The 21703-nt window shown below is 55.3% G+C and carries 22 protein-coding genes; 13 read left to right on the top strand and 9 right to left on the bottom strand.

Features of this window, described 5'->3' with window-relative positions; all coding sequences use genetic code 11:
* Positions 1 to 2: 2 nt before the first annotated feature.
* Positions 3 to 971, top strand: a complete 969-nt coding sequence (gene hcr, locus AAIE02_RS03030) for an NADH oxidoreductase (RefSeq protein ID WP_498531949.1) — start codon at positions 3 to 5, stop codon at positions 969 to 971.
* A 35-nt stretch (positions 972 to 1006) separates the two neighbouring features.
* Here hcr and AAIE02_RS03025 read toward each other — a convergent pair whose 3' ends face one another.
* Complete coding sequence (locus AAIE02_RS03025) at positions 1007 to 1438, bottom strand: DoxX family protein (protein WP_498531948.1); 432 nt, start codon at positions 1436 to 1438, stop codon at positions 1007 to 1009.
* Between the two features lie 150 nt (positions 1439 to 1588).
* Between AAIE02_RS03025 and poxB the strand changes: the two genes are divergently transcribed.
* The 4 genes from poxB (at position 1589) to AAIE02_RS03005 (ending at position 6943) form a co-directional block, all read left to right on the top strand.
* A complete protein-coding gene (gene poxB / locus AAIE02_RS03020; RefSeq protein ID WP_498531947.1) occupies positions 1589 to 3310 on the top strand; it encodes a ubiquinone-dependent pyruvate dehydrogenase in 1722 nt (573 codons plus the stop codon).
* Positions 3311 to 3375: 65 nt separating this feature from the next.
* Positions 3376 to 4377, top strand: coding sequence for a low-specificity L-threonine aldolase (gene ltaE, locus AAIE02_RS03015; protein WP_498531946.1), 1002 nt, complete (start codon positions 3376 to 3378; stop codon positions 4375 to 4377).
* 15 nt (positions 4378 to 4392) lie between these two features.
* Positions 4393 to 5844 carry an SDR family oxidoreductase gene (locus tag AAIE02_RS03010; protein WP_498531945.1) on the top strand — a complete coding sequence of 484 codons (1452 nt, stop codon included), beginning with the start codon at positions 4393 to 4395 and terminating at the stop codon, positions 5842 to 5844.
* An 88-nt stretch (positions 5845 to 5932) separates the two neighbouring features.
* Entirely contained in the window at positions 5933 to 6943 is a 1011-nt protein-coding gene (locus tag AAIE02_RS03005) for a 3-beta-hydroxysteroid dehydrogenase (RefSeq protein ID WP_008461085.1), read from the top strand.
* Here AAIE02_RS03005 and AAIE02_RS03000 read toward each other — a convergent pair.
* Positions 6940 to 7770: an N-acetylmuramoyl-L-alanine amidase gene (locus AAIE02_RS03000; RefSeq protein WP_008461084.1), complete on the bottom strand. Its 831-nt coding sequence runs from the start codon at positions 7768 to 7770 to the stop codon at positions 6940 to 6942. The two genes, AAIE02_RS03005 and AAIE02_RS03000, sit on opposite strands and share 4 nt — an antisense overlap.
* Positions 7767 to 8090, bottom strand: coding sequence for a heavy metal-binding domain-containing protein (locus tag AAIE02_RS02995; protein ID WP_166995462.1), 324 nt, complete (start codon positions 8088 to 8090; stop codon positions 7767 to 7769). The genes AAIE02_RS03000 and AAIE02_RS02995 overlap by 4 nt, the downstream gene beginning before the upstream one ends.
* A 108-nt stretch (positions 8091 to 8198) precedes the next feature.
* Between AAIE02_RS02995 and AAIE02_RS02990 the strand changes: the two genes are divergently transcribed.
* The 6 genes from AAIE02_RS02990 to artJ (AAIE02_RS02965) all read left to right on the top strand — a co-directional run bounded on the left by AAIE02_RS02990 (position 8199) and on the right by artJ (AAIE02_RS02965) (position 12711).
* On the top strand, positions 8199 to 8723 hold the full coding sequence (locus AAIE02_RS02990; protein WP_498531944.1) for a lipoprotein: 525 nt from the start codon (positions 8199 to 8201) through the stop codon (positions 8721 to 8723).
* Between the two features lie 227 nt (positions 8724 to 8950).
* Complete coding sequence (gene artP / locus AAIE02_RS02985) at positions 8951 to 9679, top strand: arginine ABC transporter ATP-binding protein ArtP (RefSeq protein WP_008461079.1); 729 nt, start codon at positions 8951 to 8953, stop codon at positions 9677 to 9679.
* 20 nt (positions 9680 to 9699) lie between these two features.
* Complete coding sequence (gene artJ / locus AAIE02_RS02980) at positions 9700 to 10431, top strand: arginine ABC transporter substrate-binding protein (RefSeq protein WP_008461077.1); 732 nt, start codon at positions 9700 to 9702, stop codon at positions 10429 to 10431.
* 8 nt (positions 10432 to 10439) lie between these two features.
* Positions 10440 to 11156: an arginine ABC transporter permease ArtQ gene (gene artQ / locus AAIE02_RS02975; RefSeq protein ID WP_008461075.1), complete on the top strand. Its 717-nt coding sequence runs from the start codon at positions 10440 to 10442 to the stop codon at positions 11154 to 11156.
* Entirely contained in the window at positions 11156 to 11824 is a 669-nt protein-coding gene (artM, locus tag AAIE02_RS02970; protein WP_008461074.1) for an arginine ABC transporter permease ArtM, read from the top strand. The genes artQ and artM overlap by 1 nt, the downstream gene beginning before the upstream one ends.
* A gap of 155 nt (positions 11825 to 11979) precedes the next feature.
* The gene (gene artJ / locus AAIE02_RS02965; protein WP_008461072.1) at positions 11980 to 12711 is read left to right on the top strand and encodes an arginine ABC transporter substrate-binding protein ArtJ; all 732 of its coding nucleotides are present in this window, start codon (positions 11980 to 11982) and stop codon (positions 12709 to 12711) included.
* Positions 12712 to 13011: 300 nt separating this feature from the next.
* Here the strand turns inward: artJ (AAIE02_RS02965) and AAIE02_RS02960 are convergent, their stop codons facing one another.
* Entirely contained in the window at positions 13012 to 13761 is a 750-nt protein-coding gene (locus AAIE02_RS02960; protein WP_498531943.1) for a GntR family transcriptional regulator, read from the bottom strand.
* A 323-nt stretch (positions 13762 to 14084) separates the two neighbouring features.
* On the opposite strand from AAIE02_RS02960, the gene AAIE02_RS02955 reads away from it, so the two are divergent.
* Both AAIE02_RS02955 and AAIE02_RS02950 read left to right on the top strand, forming a co-directional pair.
* Entirely contained in the window at positions 14085 to 15014 is a 930-nt protein-coding gene (locus AAIE02_RS02955) for a DUF7916 family protein (protein WP_498532649.1), read from the top strand.
* Positions 15015 to 15085: 71 nt separating this feature from the next.
* A complete protein-coding gene (locus tag AAIE02_RS02950; protein WP_498531942.1) occupies positions 15086 to 16939 on the top strand; it encodes a glycosyltransferase family protein in 1854 nt (617 codons plus the stop codon).
* Between the two features lie 77 nt (positions 16940 to 17016).
* Here the strand turns inward: AAIE02_RS02950 and rlmC are convergent, their stop codons facing one another.
* From rlmC to potG, 5 genes are all read right to left on the bottom strand, one after another.
* On the bottom strand, positions 17017 to 18144 hold the full coding sequence (rlmC, locus tag AAIE02_RS02945) for a 23S rRNA (uracil(747)-C(5))-methyltransferase RlmC (protein WP_498531941.1): 1128 nt from the start codon (positions 18142 to 18144) through the stop codon (positions 17017 to 17019).
* Between the two features lie 48 nt (positions 18145 to 18192).
* Positions 18193 to 18666 (bottom strand): YbjO family protein, encoded by a 474-nt coding sequence (locus tag AAIE02_RS02940; protein ID WP_166995456.1) that lies wholly within the window; start codon positions 18664 to 18666, stop codon positions 18193 to 18195.
* 75 nt (positions 18667 to 18741) lie between these two features.
* Positions 18742 to 19587 (bottom strand): putrescine ABC transporter permease PotI, encoded by an 846-nt coding sequence (gene potI, locus AAIE02_RS02935; RefSeq protein ID WP_008461065.1) that lies wholly within the window; start codon positions 19585 to 19587, stop codon positions 18742 to 18744.
* Positions 19584 to 20546, bottom strand: coding sequence for a putrescine ABC transporter permease PotH (potH, locus tag AAIE02_RS02930; protein ID WP_008461062.1), 963 nt, complete (start codon positions 20544 to 20546; stop codon positions 19584 to 19586). Before potH ends, potI begins: the two co-directional genes overlap by 4 nt.
* Before the next feature lie 9 nt (positions 20547 to 20555).
* On the bottom strand, positions 20556 to 21689 hold the full coding sequence (gene potG / locus AAIE02_RS02925) for a putrescine ABC transporter ATP-binding subunit PotG (RefSeq protein ID WP_498531940.1): 1134 nt from the start codon (positions 21687 to 21689) through the stop codon (positions 20556 to 20558).
* Positions 21690 to 21703: the final 14 nt, after the last annotated feature.

The raw sequence follows: 21703 nt of genomic DNA, 5'->3' as shown, positions 1-21703 counted from the left end.
CCATGACCATGCCAACGCCTCTGTGCCCGCACCGTATGCAGGTACACCATATTCACCAGGAAACGCCGGATGTCTGGACGCTGTCGCTGATCAACCACGACTTCTATCCCTACAAAGCCGGGCAATATGCGCTGGTGAGCATTCGCAACGGCAGCGAGACGCTGCGGGCCTATACGATCTCTTCCACGCCGGGCCTGAGCGAGTTCATCACGCTGACGGTCCGCCGCATCGACGGCGGCGCTGGCTCAGAGTGGCTGACCGGAGAAGTGAAAGCCGGCGACTACCTGTGGCTGTCTGAAGCCCAGGGCGAGTTCAGCTGTGAAAACATCGTGTCGGAGCGCTATCTGCTGCTGGCGGCGGGCTGCGGCGTCACGCCGATTATGGCCATGCGCCGCTGGCTGGCAAAACACCGCCCGCAAGCGGACGTGCAGGTCATCTACAACGTGCGCTCCCCGCAGGACGTGATTTTTGCTGACGAATGGCGGCATTACCCGGTCACGCTGGTGGCAGAAAACAACGCCACTCACGGCTTTATTGCCGGGCGACTGACTCGCGAGATCCTGGCCGCGGTGCCGGATATCGCCAGCCGGACGGTTATGACCTGCGGGCCTGCGCCTTATATGGACATGGTTGAGAAAGAAGTGAAAGCGCTGGGAGTCACGGCGTTTTATCGGGAAGTGTTCTTCACGCCAGCCGCTGCACCCTCAGCGGGCGGCCTGAAGTTCACCACGCTCCAGCCGATGCGTGAGTTCTACTCACCGGTGGGCAGCACGCTGCTTGCCGCGCTGGAGAGCAACAGCGTGCCGGTGAATGCCGCCTGCCGCGCCGGAGTTTGCGGCTGCTGTAAAACAAAAGTGGTTTCTGGCGACTATACAGTCTCCAGCACCATGACACTGACGGAAGAAGAAATTGCCAGCGGCTACGTGCTGGCCTGCTCCTGCCATCCACAGAGCGACCTGGTGCTCGCCTGATCTAAACAGGCACCTTCACGGTGCCTTTTCTTTTTCTACCGCCAGGCCGACCTGCCAAACGCGTAGCGCCCTGCGCCGCAAAAGACTATCGCCAGCGCGCCGAGGAAAAAGTACATCAGGCTTTCAACGCCCCAGGCCCCGGTTTTATCCAGCATGAAGGTTTCCCCCACGCCCACCAGCAGCCAGGCCACAATCATCGTGCACGCCAGCCCAAGCGCGGACAGGCGAGTGAGGATCCCTAAAATAATCAGCAGCGGGGCAAGCACCTCACCCAGCAGCACGCCATAGGCAACAAATTCCGGGATGCCATGCGCCGCCAGCATTCCCTTAATCCCGCCCACGCCGCCAAACAGCTTGTGCAGGCCGTGAAACAGCATCAGGCCGCCTACCGCCAGACGCAGTAAAAGTTTCCCCAGATCGTCTTTATTTAGCGCGCCATTCACTGCATTTAACAATTTAGTAACCATATGAATTGCCACCCTTTTAAAATGATAACGAGAATAATTTACGCTTAATATTTGCTAACAAATAGCCCCAATTTTAGGGAGGCCATTCCCTGCCGTTACGCAGAATTGAACTAAGCTTGTAAGCGCTATCACACTGGACAAGGAAAACCGATGAAACAATCCGTAGCGGCCTGGCTGGCCAAAACCCTTGAGAGCGCGGGCGTGAAACGTATCTGGGGCGTCACCGGCGATTCGCTGAACGGCCTCAGCGACAGCCTCAACCGGATGGGCACGATTAAATGGATGCCAACTCGGCATGAAGAAGTGGCCGCTTTCGCCGCCGGGGCCGAAGCGCATCTCACCGGCGAGCTTGCTGTCTGCGCCGGTTCATGCGGGCCAGGTAACCTGCACCTGATTAACGGCCTGTACGATTGCCACCGCAATCACGTGCCCGTGCTCGCCATTGCAGCCCATATTCCCTCCAGCGAAATTGGCAGCGGCTACTTCCAGGAAACACATCCCGAAGAGCTTTTCCGCGAATGCAGCCACTATTGCGAACTGGTTTCTAACCCGGAGCAGATCCCGCAGGTATTGGCGATTGCCATGCGCAAAGCCATTCTGAATCGGGGCGTTTCCGTGGTGGTACTGCCCGGCGACGTAGCGCTCAAACCCGCGCCAGAGCATGCCACGACGCACTGGTATCCTGCGCCGCAGCCCATTGTGGTTCCCCCTCATGATGAGCTTAAAAAACTCGCCCAACTCCTGCGCTACAACGACAATATCGCCCTGATGTGCGGCAGCGGCTGCGCTGGGGCACATACTGAGCTGGTGCAGCTGGCGGCAACCCTGAAAGCGCCCATTGTTCACGCCCTGCGTGGCAAAGAACACGTTGAGTACGACAACCCTTACGACGTTGGCATGACCGGATTAATAGGCTTCTCATCCGGCTTCCACACGATGATGAACGCCGACACGCTGATCCTGCTCGGCACCCAGTTCCCCTACCGCGCGTTCTACCCGACGGACGCAAAAATTATCCAGATTGATATCAACCCCGGCAGCATAGGCGCGCACAGCAAGGTCGACATGGCGCTGGTGGGCGATATCAAAGCCACGCTGTCCGCCCTGCTGCCGATGCTGGAGGAGAAAACCAATCGCAGCTTCCTCGACAAAGCGCTGGAGGATTATCGCAAAGCGCGTGAAGGGCTGGATGAACTGGCCAAACCCTCGGAAGGCAAGCAAATTCACCCGCAATATCTGGCGCAGCAAATAAGCCATTACGCCGCCGATGATGCCATTTTCACCTGCGACGTGGGCACGCCCACCGTCTGGGCCGCGCGCTACCTGAAAATGAACGGCAAACGCCGCCTGCTGGGCTCGTTTAACCACGGGTCAATGGCTAACGCTATGCCGCAGGCGCTGGGCGCCAAGGCCACCGCGCCCGATCGCCAGGTGGTGGCGATGTGCGGTGACGGCGGCTTCAGCATGCTGATGGGCGACTTCCTGTCCGTAGCACAAATGAAGTTGCCGATTAAAATCGTGGTGTTCAACAACAGCGTGCTCGGTTTCGTGGCGATGGAGATGAAAGCCGGGGGCTACCTCACCGACGGTACCGAACTGCACGACACCAACTTTGCCCGTATCGCCGAGGCCTGCGGCATTACCGGCATCCGCGTTGAAAAATCTGAGGAGCTGAACGCTGCACTGGAACGGGCCTTCAGCACTGATGGCCCGGTGCTGGTCGATGTTGTCGTCGCCAAAGACGAGCTGGCTATCCCGCCGCAGATCAAGCTGGAGCAGGCTAAGGGGTTCAGCCTGTATATGCTGCGCGCCATCATCAGCGGGCGAGGAGATGAAGTGATCGAGCTGGCGAAAACCAACTGGTTCCGGTAAAAAAGAAGGTTGCCTCAGGCGCCCGGATAACCGTCCGGGCGCAGCCTCTCGATAAAGGACCCGTCATGATCGATTTACGCAGCGATACCGTTACCCGCCCTTCCCGCGCCATGCTGGAGCAAATGATGGCCGCCCCGACCGGGGATGATGTTTACGGCGATGATCTCACTGTTAACGAGCTTCAGGCATACGCGGCAAAAATCAGCGGGAAAGAAGCTGCCCTGTTTTTACCTACCGGCACGCAGGCCAACCTCGTAGCTTTGCTCAGCCACTGCGAGCGCGGCGAAGAGTACATCGTTGGCCAGGCCGCACATAACTACCTCTACGAAGCTGGCGGCGCAGCGGTGCTGGGCAGCATTCAGCCTCAGCCCATTGAAGCGGATCGTGACGGCACGCTGCCGCTGGATAAAGTGGCGGCAAAAATTAAACCGGACGACATTCACTTCGCCCGCACTAAATTGCTGAGCCTTGAAAACACCCATAACGGCAAAGTGCTGCCGCGCGAATATCTCCAGCAGGCCTGGGAATTCACCCGCAAGCACAATCTGGCGCTGCACGTAGATGGCGCACGTATTTTTAACGCCGTGGTGTCCTACGGCTGCCAGTTGGAAGAAATTACTCGCTACTGCGACAGCTTCACCATTTGCCTGTCGAAAGGTCTTGGCACGCCGGTGGGCTCCCTGCTGGTGGGCAGTAAAGAGTACATCAAGCGCGCTGTACGCTGGCGCAAGATGACCGGTGGCGGTATGCGTCAGGCCGGTATTCTGGCGGCGGCAGGCCTGTATGCGCTGAAAAATAACGTCGGGCGGCTGAAAGAAGACCACGACAACGCCCACTGGCTGGCAGGCGAGCTGCGCGAAATCGGCGTCGATGTGATGCGTCAGGACACCAACATGGTCTTTGTGCGCATGACGGCGGAAGAAGCAGAAGATTTAGGGCCCTACATGCGTGAGCGCGGCATCATCCTCAGCGCAGGTCCGGCAACTCGGCTGGTCACCCATCTGGACGTCACCCGCAGCCAGCTGGCTGAAGTCGTCGCCCACTGGCGCAGCTTCCTGCAAAACTAACGGGACTCAGGGACGATGGCAGAACCTCAAAGGATAGTGGTCCTCGGCGCCAGCGGCTACATTGGCCAGCATCTGGTGCCGTTACTCGTGGCGGCGGGACATCACGTCACCGCCGCAGCCCGCCGCATTGACTGGCTGAAAAAACAGCCCTGGCCAGGCGTAGAATGCCGGCACGTAGATTTGCACTGGCCGCACCGCCTGGGTGCCCTGCTCGAAGGGGCGGATACCGTCTACTATCTGATCCACAGCATGGGCGACGGCGATAATTTTATGGAGTTCGAACGCCAGGCGGCGCTGAACATGCGCGACGCGCTGACCGAACATCCAGTCAAGCAGGTCATTTTCCTTAGCTCTTTGCAGGCCAAAAGCGGGCAAACGCATTCAAAGCACCTGAAAGCCCGGCAAATCACCGCGGATATCCTGCGAGATTCCGGCGTGCCGGTCACCGAACTGCGCGCGGGGATTATTGTTGGCGCTGGCTCGGCGGCCTTCGAAGTCATGCGGGATCTGGTGTACAACCTGCCGGTGCTGACGCCGCCGCGCTGGGTTCGCTCCCGTACTTCACCCATTGCTTTGGATAATCTGCTGCACTACCTCGTCGCACTGCTGGACCATCCGGCCACAGAACATCGCCTGTTTGAAGCCGCCGGACCGGAAGTTCTGAGCTATCAGCAGCAGTTCGAGCGCTTTATGGCTATCAGCGGCCGCCGCCGCCCGCTGCTCCCCGTGCCACTCCCCACCAGCTGGATTTCCGTGTGGTTTCTGAATGTCATTACCTCGGTGCCGCCCGGTATTGCTAAGGCGCTGATTCAGGGTCTGGAACACGATTTGCTGGCGGATGACCGTAGCCTGCGCGAACGCATCCCGCAGCAGCTCATCAGCTTTGACGACGCCGTGCGCCTGACGCTGGCCAACGAACACCGGCTCGCCAACTCCCAGGACTGGGGCTACGACGCCCAGGCGTTTGCCCGCTGGCGACCTGACTACGGTTTTTTTGCTAAACAGGCGGGCTGCACGCTGGCCACCCAGGCCTCACTCTCTTCGCTCTGGCAGGTGATCAACCAGCTAGGCGGTAAAGAAGGCTACTTTTTTGGCAATGCGCTGTGGAAAACCCGGGCGCTGATGGATTTGCTGGTCGGGCATCGGCTTGCTAAAGGGCGGCCTGATAAAGCCACGCTGGAAGTGGGCGACACCGTCGATAGCTGGAAAGTGATTATCGCTGAACCAGAAAAAGAGCTAACGCTGCTGTTTGGTATGAAGGCCCCAGGCCTGGGGCGGCTGTCGTTCACCTTGCAGGATGATGGCAAGCAGCGTCGGCTGGACGTCAGAGCCTGGTGGCATCCTCACGGCTGCGCCGGTTTGATCTACTGGCTGGCGATGATCCCCGCCCATTTATTTATCTTTAGGGGAATGGCGCGGCGAATTGTTCATTTAGCGGAACAAAACTCGATCAAAAAGAGAAGTTAGCTCCTAATCTTTCAGTATTCCCATTGCATGCGCTGCCGTTTCACGGAAAAATGCGCAGCGTTAATCCAAAACATAACGAGTTGGTCACATGAAGGTACTGGTCACGGGCGCCACCAGCGGTTTAGGCCGAAACGCGGTCGAGTATTTACGCGCCAGAGGCATCAGCGTTCGGGCCACCGGGCGCAACGAAGCGATGGGCAAACTGCTGCAGAAAATGGGCGCTGAATTTGTCCATGCCGACCTGACGGAGCTGGTCTCTTCCCAGGCGAAAGTGATGCTTGCGGACGTCGACACGCTCTGGCACTGCTCCAGCTTCACCTCGCCGTGGGGAACCCAGCAAGCCTTCGACCTCGCCAACGTCCGCGCCACACGCCGTCTGGGCGAATGGGCCGTGGCCTGGGGCGTGCGTGACTTTATTCATATCTCGTCGCCGTCGCTCTACTTCGACTACCACCACCACCGCAACATCAGCGAAGATTTTCGCCCGGTGCGCTTCGCCAACGAATTTGCCCGCAGCAAAGCCGCCAGCGAAGAGGTGATTCAGCTGCTGGCGCAGGCCAACCCGAACACCCGTTTTACCATTCTGCGCCCGCAAAGCCTGTTTGGGCCGCACGACAAAGTGTTTTTCCCGCGCCTTGTGCAGATGATGCGCCACTACGGCAGCGTGCTGCTGCCGCGCGGCGGCGATGCGCTGGTGGATATGACCTATCTGGAAAACGCGGTACACGCGATGTGGCTGGCGACACAGAAACAGAATTTACCTTCTGGCCGCGCCTACAACATCACCAACATGGAAGCCCGCCCGCTGCGGACCATCGTGCAGAAGCTGATCGACGAGCTGGGCATTAAATGCCGCATTCGCTCGGTGCCGTACCCGATGCTGGATATCATCGCCCGCAGCCTGGAGCACTTTGGCAATAAGTCTGCCAAAGAGCCGGTGCTCACGCACTACGGCGTCTCCAAGCTGAACTTCGATTTAACGCTGGACACCACGCGTGCGGAAACGGAGCTGGGCTATCAGCCTATCGTCACCCTTGATGAAGGCATTCGCCGTACCGCGCTGTGGTTGAAAGATCACGGCACGCTGCACCGGGGCTAACCCTGGCCGTATTTCTCCAGTAATGCCTCGGCGATCGCCAGGCTTTCCGCATCCGCCTCGCCGCTGTAGTTGGCCGGGCGGAAGTGCATCTGGAAGGCGGTAATCACTCTTTTCTGCTGCGCCTCGGTCATGCCCGGCAGCACTTCGTAGCCATACCGGGAAAGCACATCCAGCAGCTCGGATTTATCCACGGGCTGCAGCGGGCCGCGGCCGTTAAGATAAAACGCCACTCTAGCGGCGTCCGGCCATGCGCCAATCCCTTTTTCCGCAAATTGCTTCCAGGGGAACAGCGGGCCAGGATCAACCTTGCGCTGCGGCGCGATATCCCCATGAGCGACCACGTTCTGCGGCGCGATGTTATAGCGCGCAATAATCTGCTTCGCTAAATCCTCAAGCACCGCAATCTGCGGCTGGCTGAAGGGGTAAAAGCGCTGAACACCGCCAACCCGGGTATAGCCCTGGTTTTCCAGCTCAATACCTACGGACGTGTCGTTAATCCGCGTAGCCCCTCGCCAGAAACTGACCCCGGCATGCCAGGCCAGCTGCTCTTCCGGCACCAACTGCCAGACAACGGGTTTCCCGCCGGACAGCGGCGGCTCGGCGGGAACAAGATAGTGGGCGCTGACGTTACGATCGGTCAACGTGGAAAGCGAACTTGAAAAATCATCCGCCGTGTAATGGATCACCAGAATTTTCACCCGCGGATAAGCGGCCTGAGCCTGATGCAGGGTGTCCACTTTATAGCTGCCTCGATCGACAATCCCTTTTTGCCCGGCGCAGCCCGCCAGTAACAGCGCCAGGGCAAGCGCTAAGATCCTGGTTTTCATTTGCGCGTTTTCACCGCCGTCCCGCTGACGCAAACCATCAGCATACTGCCGTCCTTGCCGACGGTTTCATAGTCGATATCAATCCCGACCACGGCGTTAGCGCCCAGGCTTTCGGCCTGTGCCTGAATTTCACGAAACGCGATGTCCCGCGCTTTGCGTAACTCTTTTTCATAAGCCCCGGAGCGGCCGCCGACGATATCGCGAACCCCGGCGAAAAAATCGCGGAAAATATTGGCACCCAGGATAGCTTCCCCGGTCACTACGCCGCAGTATTCAGTAATGGTGTGGCCTTCCAGGCCTGGCGTCGTTGTAAACTGCATCACGTTCTCCTCTCTTTGCCATCAACATGTTAGCCCGGCAATCGCCACGCGATTTTGAGCCAATACGCTATGCTAAGGTAGTCCTCCTGAGAAAATAAGGAAATAAAAATGCGCAGCTCAGCTTTGGCTCTTCTCCCCTGTGCGCTGGTGTTGTCGGCCTGTACCACCGTCACTCCGGCCTTCAAAGACATCGGCACCCGCAGCGGCCCCTGCATCAGCGGCGGCCCGGATGATGTCGCTCAGCAGTTCTATGATTACCGTATCGCGCACAAGGGCGAAGGCCTGAGTTCCGTTGCCGCGTTGCGCCCCTATCTGAGCGATTCCCTGTTCCAGCTTCTGCAAAAATCCAGCACCTCTCCGGCGGCGCAAAGCGCGTTTACCCGCAGCGATATCTTCTCCAGCCAGTCTGAAGGCCCTGACAAAGCCAGCGTGGCTTCGGCGTCAACTATCCCCAACACCGATGCGCGAAATATTCCTCTGCGCGTCGAGCTGACCCGCGGCAGCCAGACCTGGAAAGATGAAGTGTTGATGGTCCGTGAAGGCCAATGCTGGGCAGTGGACGATGTGCGTTACCTCGGCGCGGCGAGCCATGCGCCAACCGGCACGCTGCGTCAGGCAGTTGAAGGCAAATAGCGGCAATTTATGCTTACGCTATGCGGGTGGAAGAAACGTAACCCCTGTAAATAGTCTGGTATATTCAGGGATCTCGGTTTTTTATACTTAGCCACCACCCGCCTCGCTATTTTGTGCTAATTTTAGGCAAGGTAAGTGGTTGCTTATAAGTTTTAACGCACAAAGATTGCATAACTATTCTGTTAAAGGTACCCTTTGCGGCCTCAATTGCTATTCAACTTCAGCGCATGAGTATTCAACTAGACAGCATTAATTGCTTTTACGGTGCCCATCAGGCGCTGTTCGATATCACACTACATTGCCCGCAGGGCGAGACGCTGGTATTGCTGGGCCCGAGCGGCGCCGGCAAGAGCTCTCTGCTGCGCGTCCTTAACCTGCTTGAGATGCCGCGTTCCGGTAAGCTGAGCATTGCGGGCACGACTTTCGACTTCGCCAAAGCCCCCAGCGACAAAGCGATTCGCGATCTGCGCCAGAACGTCGGTATGGTCTTCCAGCAATACAATCTGTGGCCGCATTTAACCGTGCTGCAAAACCTGATTGAGGCGCCGTGCCGCGTGCTCGGATTAAGCAAAGATCGGGCGCGTGAACGCGCCGATAAACTGCTTGAACGCCTGCGCCTGAAGCCCTACATGGACCGCTATCCGCTGCACCTTTCCGGTGGCCAGCAGCAGCGTGTTGCCATTGCCCGCGCCCTGATGATGGAGCCGCAGATTCTGCTGTTTGATGAGCCTACCGCCGCTCTTGATCCGGAAATCACCGCGCAGATCGTCAGCATTATCCGCGAACTGGCGGAAACCAACATTACTCAGGTCATCGTGACCCATGAAGTAGAAGTGGCGCGTAAAACCGCCAGCCGCGTGGTGTATATGGAAAACGGCCACATCATCGAACAAGGTGATGCCAGCTGCTTTGCTAACCCGCAAACCGATGCGTTTAAATTCTATCTCTCTCACTGATGTTGAACGGGAAAACGACAATGAAAAAAGTTTTGCTGGCCACTCTTTTAGCCACTCTGAGCCTTTCTGCTACCGCCGCACAGACTATCCGTTTTGCTACCGAAGCCTCTTACCCTCCGTTTGAGTCTATCGACGCCAACAACAAGATCGTCGGTTTTGACGTTGATCTCGCTAACGCCCTGTGCAAGCAGATCGATGCCACCTGTACCTTCACCAACCAGGCCTTCGACAGCCTGATCCCAAGCCTGAAATTCCGCCGTATTGACGCGGTAATGGCGGGGATGGACATCACCCCTGAGCGTGAAAAACAGGTACTGTTCACTAAACCTTACTATGACAACTCCGCGCTGTTCGTTGGCGTGAAGGGCAAGTACGCTGATATTGCCGCGCTGAAAGGCAAAAAAGTGGGCATCCAGAACGGCACCACCCACCAGAAATACATCACCGACAAACACCCGGAAATCACCACCGTGCCTTACGACAGCTACCAGAACGCTAAGCTGGATCTGCAGAACGGTCGTATCGACGCGGTCTTCGGCGACACCGCCGTGGTGACCGAGTGGCTGAAAGCCAGCCCGGAACTGGTTGCCGTGGGTGACAAAGTGACCGACAAAGATTACTTCGGCACCGGCCTCGGCATCGCCCTGCGCCAGGGCAACACTGACCTGCAGAGCAAATTCAACGCCGCGCTGGATAAAGTGAAACAAGATGGCACCTACAAAGCCATCTACGACAAATGGTTCCAGAAGTAATCGACTCGATGAACGAATTGTTTCCATTAGCAAGCGCCGCCGGGATGACCGTCGGCCTTGCCGTTTGTGCCCTCATCGTCGGCCTCGTGCTGGCGATGATTTTTGCCGTCTGGGAATCCGCCAAATGGCGCCCGGTGGCATGGATAGGCTCCGGGGTAGTCACGCTTTTCCGCGGCCTGCCTGAAATCCTGGTGGTGCTGTTTATCTACTTCGGCTCCTCCCAGCTGCTGCTGATACTCTCTGACGGCTTCACCCTCAACCTCGGTTTTACCGCGATCCCGGTCAAAATGGAGATTGAGAACTTTGACGTCAGCCCGTTTCTCTGCGGCGTGATTGCCCTCTCCCTGCTCTATTCCGCCTACGCGTCACAGACGCTGCGCGGCGCGCTGAAAGCGGTGCCGGTTGGGCAGTGGGAATCGGGCCAGGCGCTGGGTTTATCCAAAACTGCGATTTTCTTCCGGCTGGTCATGCCGCAGATGTGGCGTCACGCGCTGCCGGGCCTCGGTAACCAGTGGCTGGTGCTGCTGAAAGACACCGCGCTGGTGTCGCTTATCAGCGTGAATGACCTGATGCTGCAAACCAAAAGTATCGCCACGCGCACCCAGGAGCCGTTTACCTGGTATGTGATTGCGGCGGCGATTTATCTGGTCATCACCCTGCTGAGTCAGTACATCCTGAAGCGCATTGACCTGCGCGCCACGCGCTTTGAACGGAGACCTGGCTGATGCTCGAGTATTTACCGGAGCTGATGAAGGGTCTGCACACCAGCCTGACGCTCACCGCCGCTTCCATTGCCGTTGCGCTCGTGCTGTCGCTGCTGTTCACCATTGTTCTGACGCTGAAAACGCCGGGGCTGGTGCATATTGTGCGCGCCTACATCACGCTGTTTACCGGCACGCCGCTGCTGGTGCAGATCTTCCTGATTTACTACGGTCCAGGGCAGTTCCCGTCGCTTCAGCATTATCCGGTGCTGTGGCATCTGCTTTCCGAACCGTGGCTGTGCGCGTTGATTGCGCTCTCTCTGAACAGCGCCGCATACACCACGCAGCTGTTTTACGGGGCAATTCGCGCTATACCGGAAGGTCAGTGGCAGTCCTGCAGCGCCTTAGGGATGAGCAAGAAAGATACGCTGGCCATCCTGTTGCCGTACGCCTTCAAGCGCGCACTCTCTTCTTACTCGAACGAAGTCGTGCTGGTGTTCAAGAGCACCTCGCTGGCCTACACCATTACGCTGATGGAAGTGATGGGCTACGGGCAGCTTCTGTATGGCCGCACCTATGATGTGGCGGTTTTCGGCGCAGCCGGTCTGGTCTACCTCATCGTCAACGGGCTGCTTACCTTGCTGATGCGCCTGATTGAACGCCGGGCACTGGCCTTTGAACACCGCAGCTAGACAAGCTAACAGACAAAGCGGGGCAACCCGCTTTTTTTACGCTCATTTAATTATAAATATACATTTTTATTGCATATAAATTCACTATTTGGCATGGTGGTTTGACGCCGGGAAACGGCGACTTAAAACAATATTGACAGACAGGAGCAACACGCATGAAAAAGTTACTGTTAGCCGCCATGTTCGCTACAACCGCATTCAGCGCGGCCGCAGCGGAGAAAATCAACTTCGGCTCTTCGGCAACCTATCCTCCTTTTGAATCTCTGGACGCCAGCAATCAGATCGTCGGTTTCGATATCGATCTGGCCAAAGCATTATGCAAACAAATGCAGGCAGAATGTACCTTCACCAACCACGCATTTGACAGCCTGATCCCTTCCCTGAAGTTTCGTAAATACGACGCGGTGATTTCCGGGATGGATATCACACCTGAGCGGGCCAAACAGGTCGCCTTTACCAACCCTTACTACGCCAACTCGGCGGTGGTGATTGCGAAAAAAGGCCAGTTTGCTTCGCTGGACGATCTCAAAGGCAAACGTATCGGGATGGAAAACGGCACCACGCACCAGAAATACCTGCAGGATAAACATCCTGAGATCAAAACCGTCTCCTACGACAGTTACCAGAACGCGATTATTGACCTGAAAAATGGCCGTATTGATGGCGTGTTTGGTGATACCGCCGTGGTGAACGAATGGCTGAAGACCAATCCGCAGCTGGGCACCGTGGGCAAGCATGTGACCGACTCACAGTACTTTGGCACCGGTTTAGGGATTGCGGTTCGCCCGGATAATCAGGCCCTGCTGAAGAAGCTGAACGACGCGCTGGCGGCAATTAAAGCGGACGGGACTTACCAGAAGATCAGCACTCAGTGGTTCCCAGGCTGATAACTCCTGTATTCATTATAAATGATGGCCTTTCGTACCCGGTTATTAGCCTGATCTATATTAGCTATTCTTCTAACCTGAGAGGTTGCAACACACTCTCAGGTTTATCCCTGCTCACATCTGCGAGCCGCCACTCATCTAATCGGCAAGCCACATGCTCGACGCTAGTTATTCTGAATACAAAAACATAATCTGAATAATAAAATCCCCTTCTGGATAAATAATATTTATTCATCAGGTAATTTAAAATAAATAACATTATGCTGGCGCTAATGGGTAGCATTTTATTTTCCTGATGGATTATTTACCTGTCGTTTTGAGTTCAATTTTGAAATCGTAATATTCGTTCAGACACCATGTCTGCGTATATTCCACGGGAATAGTATTATGGCTATACCCGATACGGGTGACCAATAATATAGGATCGCGTTCCGAGATATTCAGGTAATAGGCCAAGTGCTTATCTGCGGCAACTGCGCTAAATTTTTGGGTGGCTGATAACACCGGGACGCCTTTTTCCTCAAGATAGCGATAGAGCGATTCATTCAATTCGTTGATTTTATTCAGCAACGGCGCGGGTAATATCGCCCTCTGCACCGAAACGACGGTGCCACTAATTTTACGCAGGCGCGTCAGCTCGACAATATCTTTATGACTTTCTGCGAGCTGTAAAAATTGTTGTTCTTTTTCAGTCGCAGCTCGACGAACATAGCCCACCAATTCGCTTTGTGCCTCCCCCCCGCTGGCAAAGGCTATTTCACTGAAGCTCTCCAGCTGGACTAATGACTGGCGAACGTGAGGAGCAACATAGGTCCCGGAGCCAGGATTTCGGACAAGGCTTCGATCCTCGATAAGCTGCTCAATAGCTTTTCTGGTGGTACCCCGAGAAATACCTAACGCCTCCATCAGCGTGCGCTCTGAAGGCAATGCATCTCCAGGGCGAAGCTGACCTTCATCAATCACGCGCTGGATCTCATTCGCCAATTGCAGATACAGCGGCATGGCATTTGAACCATCGATTTTTAAATCAGCAGGTTGCAACAACTTCATTCTCTTTACGTCCAGTTTGCCAGGTAGCGATTCAACTATACCACTTATTAACAACACAAATATCAACGACGTGATTTTTGATTGTTCTGGCGATCTAAAGAGCCGTACAAGATCACAAAAAAGACAAAATAAGTATGAAAATTCCCCTCATTACCATTATGGTACACAAGTGGTACACAACCGGTACATAGTGAACATTTGAATTTGCAAATGATTTTTATGCAGGAACGTTTATTACGGTGAAATACCGTTTTTTCCCACACAAATACCCTGCAGAACGCAGGAGGATTTCGTTAACTACTGCGCCAATGAGGAAATCTATGATGACATCGAAACGTTTACTCGACTGCAGCGCTTCTGAGCTGGCTGCGCTCACCAAACCGCAGCTACTTCACGCTATCCGCGCTAGCGAGGGTCGGGTCATGGTCAGTGAAACCATCGCCATCACTCAACCTCTGCTCGCGAACATCACGAATGCTGAACTTGCAGCCTCTCAGGGTGCCGATATTCTGCTGATCAATATGTTCGACTGCCAACAACCTTTGATACAGGGTATGCCGGGTGATATTGATCCGGCACAGACCTTACATGTGCTCCAACAGCTAACCGGCCGCGTAATTGGCGTCAATCTCGAAGCCGTCGATCCACGGTTTGCCACGGAACATGATGAGTTATGGAAAATGAAGCCAGGCCGTGCGGCGACACCTGAGAATGCCCGCAAATTGGTACAGATGGGGGCAAAAATTTTAGTTCTTACTGGTAACCCAAACAATGGCGTCAGCAATATGGCTCTGGCTCAGTCGGCAGGAAAAATCCGCAGTGCCATTGGCGACGAGGCCGTCATTATCAGTGGAAAAATGCACGGTGCGGGCGTGGTCCAGGAAAGCGGTGCAGCCATTATAAATGAAAGCGATCTCCATGAATTTGCCCGCCAGGGCGTTGATATTGCGCTGATCCCAGCCCCGGGTACTGTACCGGGCATGAGTATTGAGGCAGCCAGCTCACTAATTCGCTGCGCACACTCGGCCGGCATGATGGCAATGACGGCTATTGGTACCTCTCAGGAAGGTGCCGATCGGGATACCGTTCGCCAGATAGCCTTGATGAGCAAAATGGCCGGTGCCGACCTGCATCATATTGGCGATACCGGTTATATGGGGATCGCGCTGCCAGAAAATATTTTCGCCTACGGGATAGCTATCAGAGGAGTCAGGCATACCTACAGCCGAATCGCCCGCTCAGTGAATCGTTAATGATGACTAATTCCGACCGGTACACCGGCTGGAATGCGCCCACAATGAAATATCGATGAGGTACGATAATTATGCCACTTGCTGCATCCTCACTTTCTCGTCTATTAACTCAATTTAATCTGGAAAAAACAACAAAGCTCCTAATCGTCGGCTATTCGCCTACGGGTGGAGGGCATACCGGTCGACTATTACAAATAATCGATCATGCCCTTCAGCAAGACACGCTACCTAAAGACTCCATAGTAATATTTCATGCACCTCCCGCCTGGGAGAATGTCCAGCGCCGGGGAGAACTCCAGACGCTTGCAAATAAGCTGGCAAGCCGAGGAATTCACGTCTTACTGACAGAGTCAACTAAGCCCGTCTACGGTTATCTGGATGATAAAACTGGAGGGTCAGACGATGCAAAAATACTTGAAAGATTGGCCAGTAACCCTTTACGATATCGCAACAATCGTCCCGCCTTACTACCTGATATATCTCATCGTACGCGAACCCTATCCCCGGAAACGTTTCTTAGCAATATCCTCGACATCAATAAACTTCCCGTTATTGAAAGCGCCGATCTTTTTAGCCATCTGAAAAAATATCTCGACATAAAAGCGTTTCAAAAACGTATCTATGTACTTACTGATATGGATTATTCCCTGCAAAAATCAGCCGCCAAAGCTGGCGTGCCGGCTATACACCGTCTGGATCAGCAAAATCACGCCATTCTGCTGGATCCCCAAAATTCGGCAATGAACTTACTGCCAAAATATGCGTTGTTAGCAAAGGTATTGGGCGGTACTTTCGAAAATATTTCTCATATATCCCTTGGCGAAAAAAATACGCTAAGTTCGGTCAAATCTACCGCCGACATGCTGCGGATCACCTCCGCCAGCGGAATAAGAGAAGCACATACGAAAATTATTCAATTGCTGCAGGCTCACGCTCTCCCCTTGAATGCGGTCGCGAGTGCCTTAGGGAGCGGTGCTCTCTTTGCGGGAGTGATAGCAGGGAGCAGATGCATGGCAAACATGGCTCTACGCAACATTGTTTATGTTTACGCGCATAAGAAAAGCAATCTCATTGCCCAGCATGTTCTGTCTAAAATCAGTCAGAACGATGAGCATTATTCCCGGCGCATATTTTTATTCTGCGGTGCAAAAGCAGTTGGAAACTATAACGCACTGCATCTGGCCTACCTGGCCGATGCTGATGGCATTACCACCGCAGGGGCTGGTACCAACGGAGAATTCAGTTACTTACATCGTAATACTCCATGTAAATCCCGTCTGCTGGTACTGCCTATTGAAGGGCACAACGAACAGTTGGCCAACACCAAATATCTCAGCAGTCATGCCGCTACAAGAGACTTTATCTACCAGTTGGAAGTAAATGAAAAACTTGACGCGGCGCTCGACAAATATGTTTCTACTGAACCTGACGTTATCGATACATCTTTAACGCTGGCCGCATTGATTGAAGCCATATCCTCGCAGGAAACTTATGTTTCAAAGGCACACGACATTTTGTTCAGGCAGCTTCCACTCGCCAATGATTCCCTGCGATTGAAAAATTTAGAGGAAAAAATGAATCAGTCGGTGGTATTAAAAGCTACCCGCCGTTATCTAAAAATTGTGCTTCAGGGCATGCAGGCTCTGGCCTCCTCACCCACAGGCAGCATTAGCATCTGGTATAGCGACAAAGCGACCAATCCCGTTCATTTCGCCAGCCCATGGGAACTGGGACTGATGCTTGAAAATAACAAAATGCTCAGCAACGCTATTGAGATTTCTGAAACGGAAATGCCTGAGCTGCCCTTACGTCAGCAAGTTGCTAAGTTGTTTAAAGATGGTTCAAAAAATTGGAACACATTATTTATCAACGAGATGAACGTCATTAAACACAGGCTGGGTGATATCATGATCACTGGCTTCTGACAGTCTTAACGGCTACATATAAAAGCGGAAACACGCATCGTGACGGCACCAACCCGGCGGCTTCCGCTTCCCAAATGTTAGTCCCGGACCAGCAGCGTCAACACTTCGTAATGCGAAGTATGCGGGAACATATCAAACAGCTGGGTACGCACCACGCGATAACCCGGCAGCATCTGAATATCCTTCGCCATGGTCTGCGCGTTGCAGCTTGAGTAGACGATAAACGCCGGAGCCATCTGCGTCAGATAATCGCACAGCGCTTTACCGATCCCACGGCGCGGCGGGTTCACCAAAACCAGCTGCGGGATATCCTGCTGGGCGACGGCAAACTGAGTGGAATCCAGCGCCTGAAAATGAATATTATGCAGGCCCAGTTTTTCAGCCGACTGCTGTGCGCTGGCTATCGCCTCCGGGGCAATTTCAATCCCGGTAAGCTTCATCTCCGGCGTGGCGCAGTGCAGGCCAAAACCTCCCACGCCGCAGAACAGATCCCACATATGGTTGACGGGTAGCGCGCGCACCCAGTCACGGGCGGCGGCATACAACCGGGAAGCAACCTGAGGGTTAGTCTGGAAGAAACTTTGCGGACGAATATAGAGCGGTACGCCGTTGAAAACCTCTTCGAGCGCACGCTGTTCGGTCAGCAGAATTTCCTGCTCACCTTCCATAATCGCCATGTGTACGGGCTGAATGTTGGCCGAAATCACCTTGAGCTGAGGGAGTTGCTGCTGTAACCACGGCAGCGCCGCTCGCAACTGCCCCAGCTTGCTTTCCGAACGCAGCACAAAGCGCAGCATCATGCCGCCATCCGCCAGGCTTTCGGTCAGCAGGAGATACTTTAGCTCTCCACGCTTACGCGCCACGTTGTAGGGCGTTAATCCCGCACGGGCAATAAAGGGCTTCAATGCCGCAAAAACAGGCCCAAATGAAACAGGATAAAGCGGGCAGTCGGTTAAATCCTCGGGCGTGCCGTCGCGGTGTAACATCCCCAGCAGCGGTTTTTCCACGCTGCCGCTAACCACCATTTTAGCTTTGTTGCGAAATGCCTGCTCAGGGCCGCTGACCGGCTGGCACCACTCGCCCACGGCAATGCCTTCCAGCAGCTGCCGGAGATCGGTCATTTTAGCGAGAAGCTGGTCTTCCACCGGTTGTTCAATCCACTGGCAGGAACGACAGCGGCCGGCATCATAGAGCGCGCATTGCATAGAAAAACCCTGAGAAAAAACGAGGGCGCAGATTGTAGCACTCCGCGCTTACTGAAGTCTGAAAAAAAGCCGGCTGCGAGCGGGGACAAACAGCAAAATCAGCACCAGAATATCGGGCAGCTTTTGGGTAAACAGCGAACGGAAGATCTCGCGCTTAGTGCCCCCTGCAACGCTGAATAATTCAGGGTATCCCCAGCCCAGGGAGGACAGAGACAACCAGGTCACGGAAATAATTTGGGTCAGCAGGAACAGCCAGCGTCCCCAGTTACGCCCTTTGACGATGACGAACGCGCAACGCAGTTCGACAAACAGCATCAACAGGCTGCCGAGAAAAACCAGCGTCAGGGGCCAGGTTTGCACGCTGCGATGGACAAAATCCATCACCCCGCTAACCCCGAGCATATTAAACAGCAGCAGCAGGTCGAGGCATCGGGTAGTGACGATGCCGATAGCCGCCACCATCACCAGCGTGGGGACGTTTAATTTTGCATGGGATGACCGCTGTTTCCTGATAATTTCCACAACCTCGCGTTCCTTACGTCACGGTGCCGCGACAAGCGCGGCACCGGAGGCACATCATTGCAGATTTTAGGCGTTTTAACCACGTCTTGCACTCTGGATATCGCGCAGCCGCTGCTTTTCTGCCCGCGCCATAAACCACCATGCAATCAAGCCGATAACGCCCACAACGCCGAGAATAATGGACGCCAGGGCGTTAATTTCCGGGTTAACCCCCATGCGCACGTTCGAGAACACCAGCATCGGCAGCGTGGTCGCACCCGGCCCGGACACGAAGCTGGCGATAACCAGGTCATCAAGCGAAAGCGTGAACGCCAGCAGCCAGCCGGAGATAATGGCGGGCGAGATCATCGGCACGGTGATCACAAAGAACACTTTCAGCGGCGTCGCCCCCAGATCCATCGCCGCTTCTTCAATGGAGCGGTCCAGCTCCCGCAGGCGTGAGCTAATGACAACCGCAACATAGGCGGTGCAGAACGTCACATGCGCCAGCCAGATGGTAAGCATTCCCCTGTCGCTCGGCCAGCCAATCGCGTGCGCCAGCGCCACGAACAACAGCAGTAGCGAAAGCCCGGTGATCACATCCGGCATCACCAGCGGAGCCGTTAGCATAAAGGCAAAGCCGGTTGAGCCACGAAAGCGACCAAAACGCACCATCACCACGGCAGCAATCGTCCCCAGGATAACGGCCATCGTGGCGGCCGCCGCAGCAATGGTCAGGCTCAGGCCAACGGCGTTCATCATCGCCGAATCCCGGAACAGCTCCCCGTACCAGCGCGTTGACCAGCCGGCCCACACCGTCACCAGCTTAGAGCTGTTAAACGAGTAGATAACCAGCATCAGCATGGGCGCATACAGGAAGGTAAAGCCAATCACCAGAATCAAAATACGCCACGGAGAGCGCACAACCGGTAAGTTGTTCATGCGTGGTCCTCCCCCGCTTTGTTCTGGTATTTGTGGAACCACATGATCGGCACGATCAGCAGCAGAAGCATGATAATCGCCACGGCTGAGGCCACAGGCCAGTCGCGGTTATTAAAGAATTCCTGCCACAGGACGCGGCCAATCATGATGCTGTCCGGCCCGCCGAGCAGTTCCGGGATAACAAACTCCCCTACCGCCGGAATAAACACCAGCATCGAACCGGCAATAATCCCGCCTTTGGTCAACGGCACAATCACGCTGAAGAACGTTTTCAGCGGCCGCGCGCCGAGATCTAACGAAGCCTCCACCAGCGAATAATCTATGCGCGTTAGCGCGGTATAAATCGGCAGCACCATGAACGGCAGGTAGGCATAAACTACCCCGATGTAGACCGCAAGGTTGGTGTGCAGGATCGTCAGCGGCTGGTCGATAACTCCGAGCCAAAGCAGCACGTTATTCAATATGCCGTTGTTTTTCAGGATGCCCATCCACGCATACACGCGGATCAGGAACGAGGTCCATGAAGGCAGGATCACCAGCAACAGCAGGATGTTTCGCGTTGAGGGTTTACTGTGTGCCACCGCCCACGCGAGCGGATAGCCCAGCGCCAGGCAGCACAGCGTTGACACCGCCGCGACCTGCAAAGATTGCAGATAAGCCTCGAAGTAGAGCGGATCGTCCGTCAGCTGGAAGTAGTTCGCCAGATTCAGGGTGATCGACAGCTGGCCATCGGCCCAGCTCACCAGGTCGCTGTAAGGCGGGATCGCCCGGGCTATTTCCGAAAAACTGATCTTAAAGACGATCAGGAACGGCAGCATAAACAGCAGGATCAGCCACAAATAGGGCAGCGCGATCGCCAGCTTGCGCCCGTGCGCCATCTGCAAACGGGCAAGCAAACGCTTCACGCCCGAGGGCTGAGGAACCGCCGTCTCTGCCGGGCCTTCAGAAAGTGTTGTCATCTTGCCCCCTTAAACCGTCAGAACCACGCAGCTGTCGGCATCCCAGCACAGGCGAACTTCATCCCCCCAGGTGGGCGCTCCTTTACGGTAGCGGTACTCATTTTGCAGCTGGGCGCTGATCATCTGCCCGCTTTTCAGCCGAACGTGGTAGATGGAGAGATCGCCGAGGTAGGCGATATGCACCACTTCTCCGACGGCAAAGTTATAGCCATCGGCGGGCGGCTCCTCGCAAAGCGTCACCTTTTCCGGGCGCAACGCAACGAAGACCGGTACGCCGTCCACCACGGAAGCATCAGGATCCACCTTCAGCGGATGCACAAGTCCGGGGCTGTCTATCACCAGCCCGTCGTCCTGACGCTCTTTCAGCAGCCCTTCGAAGACGTTTACCGACCCGATAAACTCTGCGCTATAGCGGGTGGTTGGGTGCTCATAAATCTCTTCCGGCTCGCCAATTTGCACGAACTTGCCGCGATTCATGATGGCTATTCGCCCGGCCATGGTCATCGCTTCTTCCTGATCGTGGGTCACCATCACGCAGGTCACGCCGACGCGTTCAAGGATGTCCACTACTTCCAGCTGCATCCGGTCACGGAGCTTTTTATCCAGCGCCCCCATCGGCTCGTCGAGCAGCAATAATTTGGGACGCTTGGCCAGGCTTCGGGCTAACGCCACGCGCTGACGCTGGCCGCCGGACAGCTGGTGAGGCTTGCGCCTGGCGAACTCCTGCATGTGTACCAGGGTCAGCATTTCTGCCACCCGGCTGGTAATTTCCGCCTTCGGCAGTTTGTCCTGCTTCAGGCCAAAGGCGATGTTTTGCTCCACGGTCATGTGCGGGAACAGCGCGTAGGACTGGAACATCATATTGATTGGGCGCTGGTAAGGCGGCACATGCGACAAATCGACGCCATCAAGCATGATTTGCCCGGCACTTGGCTGTTCAAACCCCGCCAGCATGCGCAGCAGCGTGGATTTGCCGCAGCCCGAGGCGCCCAGCAAAGCAAAAATTTCGCCTTTGTAGATGGTCAGACTGACGTCATCCACGGCATGTTGACCATCAAACGATTTAGTGAGGTTACGAATTTCCAGCAGCGGCGTCAGCGCTTTGGGTGTTTTGGACTGCGGGCGAGGGATTGCGTCGTTCAATTCTGTTGCTCTCC

The sequence above is a fragment of the Cedecea sp. Ae19-4 genome, from assembly GCF_059801165.1.
This window is presented reverse-complemented; position numbering and strand designations above follow the sequence as displayed.

Excerpts from the sequence above, each read along its gene's own strand:
- hcr (WP_498531949.1), top strand. The coding sequence starts at position 3 with ATGACCATGCCAACGCCTCTGTGCCCGCACCGTATGCAGGTACACCAT.
- AAIE02_RS03025 (WP_498531948.1), bottom strand. The coding sequence starts at position 1,438 with ATGGTTACTAAATTGTTAAATGCAGTGAATGGCGCGCTAAATAAAGAC.
- poxB (WP_498531947.1), top strand. The coding sequence starts at position 1,589 with ATGAAACAATCCGTAGCGGCCTGGCTGGCCAAAACCCTTGAGAGCGCG.
- ltaE (WP_498531946.1), top strand. The coding sequence starts at position 3,376 with ATGATCGATTTACGCAGCGATACCGTTACCCGCCCTTCCCGCGCCATG.
- AAIE02_RS03010 (WP_498531945.1), top strand. The coding sequence starts at position 4,393 with ATGGCAGAACCTCAAAGGATAGTGGTCCTCGGCGCCAGCGGCTACATT.
- AAIE02_RS03005 (WP_008461085.1), top strand. The coding sequence starts at position 5,933 with ATGAAGGTACTGGTCACGGGCGCCACCAGCGGTTTAGGCCGAAACGCG.
- AAIE02_RS03000 (WP_008461084.1), bottom strand. The coding sequence starts at position 7,770 with ATGAAAACCAGGATCTTAGCGCTTGCCCTGGCGCTGTTACTGGCGGGC.
- AAIE02_RS02995 (WP_166995462.1), bottom strand. The coding sequence starts at position 8,090 with ATGCAGTTTACAACGACGCCAGGCCTGGAAGGCCACACCATTACTGAA.
- AAIE02_RS02990 (WP_498531944.1), top strand. The coding sequence starts at position 8,199 with ATGCGCAGCTCAGCTTTGGCTCTTCTCCCCTGTGCGCTGGTGTTGTCG.
- artP (WP_008461079.1), top strand. The coding sequence starts at position 8,951 with ATGAGTATTCAACTAGACAGCATTAATTGCTTTTACGGTGCCCATCAG.
- artJ (WP_008461077.1), top strand. The coding sequence starts at position 9,700 with ATGAAAAAAGTTTTGCTGGCCACTCTTTTAGCCACTCTGAGCCTTTCT.
- artQ (WP_008461075.1), top strand. The coding sequence starts at position 10,440 with ATGAACGAATTGTTTCCATTAGCAAGCGCCGCCGGGATGACCGTCGGC.
- artM (WP_008461074.1), top strand. The coding sequence starts at position 11,156 with ATGCTCGAGTATTTACCGGAGCTGATGAAGGGTCTGCACACCAGCCTG.
- artJ (WP_008461072.1), top strand. The coding sequence starts at position 11,980 with ATGAAAAAGTTACTGTTAGCCGCCATGTTCGCTACAACCGCATTCAGC.
- AAIE02_RS02960 (WP_498531943.1), bottom strand. The coding sequence starts at position 13,761 with ATGAAGTTGTTGCAACCTGCTGATTTAAAAATCGATGGTTCAAATGCC.
- AAIE02_RS02955 (WP_498532649.1), top strand. The coding sequence starts at position 14,085 with ATGACATCGAAACGTTTACTCGACTGCAGCGCTTCTGAGCTGGCTGCG.
- AAIE02_RS02950 (WP_498531942.1), top strand. The coding sequence starts at position 15,086 with ATGCCACTTGCTGCATCCTCACTTTCTCGTCTATTAACTCAATTTAAT.
- rlmC (WP_498531941.1), bottom strand. The coding sequence starts at position 18,144 with ATGCAATGCGCGCTCTATGATGCCGGCCGCTGTCGTTCCTGCCAGTGG.
- potI (WP_008461065.1), bottom strand. The coding sequence starts at position 19,587 with ATGAACAACTTACCGGTTGTGCGCTCTCCGTGGCGTATTTTGATTCTG.
- potH (WP_008461062.1), bottom strand. The coding sequence starts at position 20,546 with ATGACAACACTTTCTGAAGGCCCGGCAGAGACGGCGGTTCCTCAGCCC.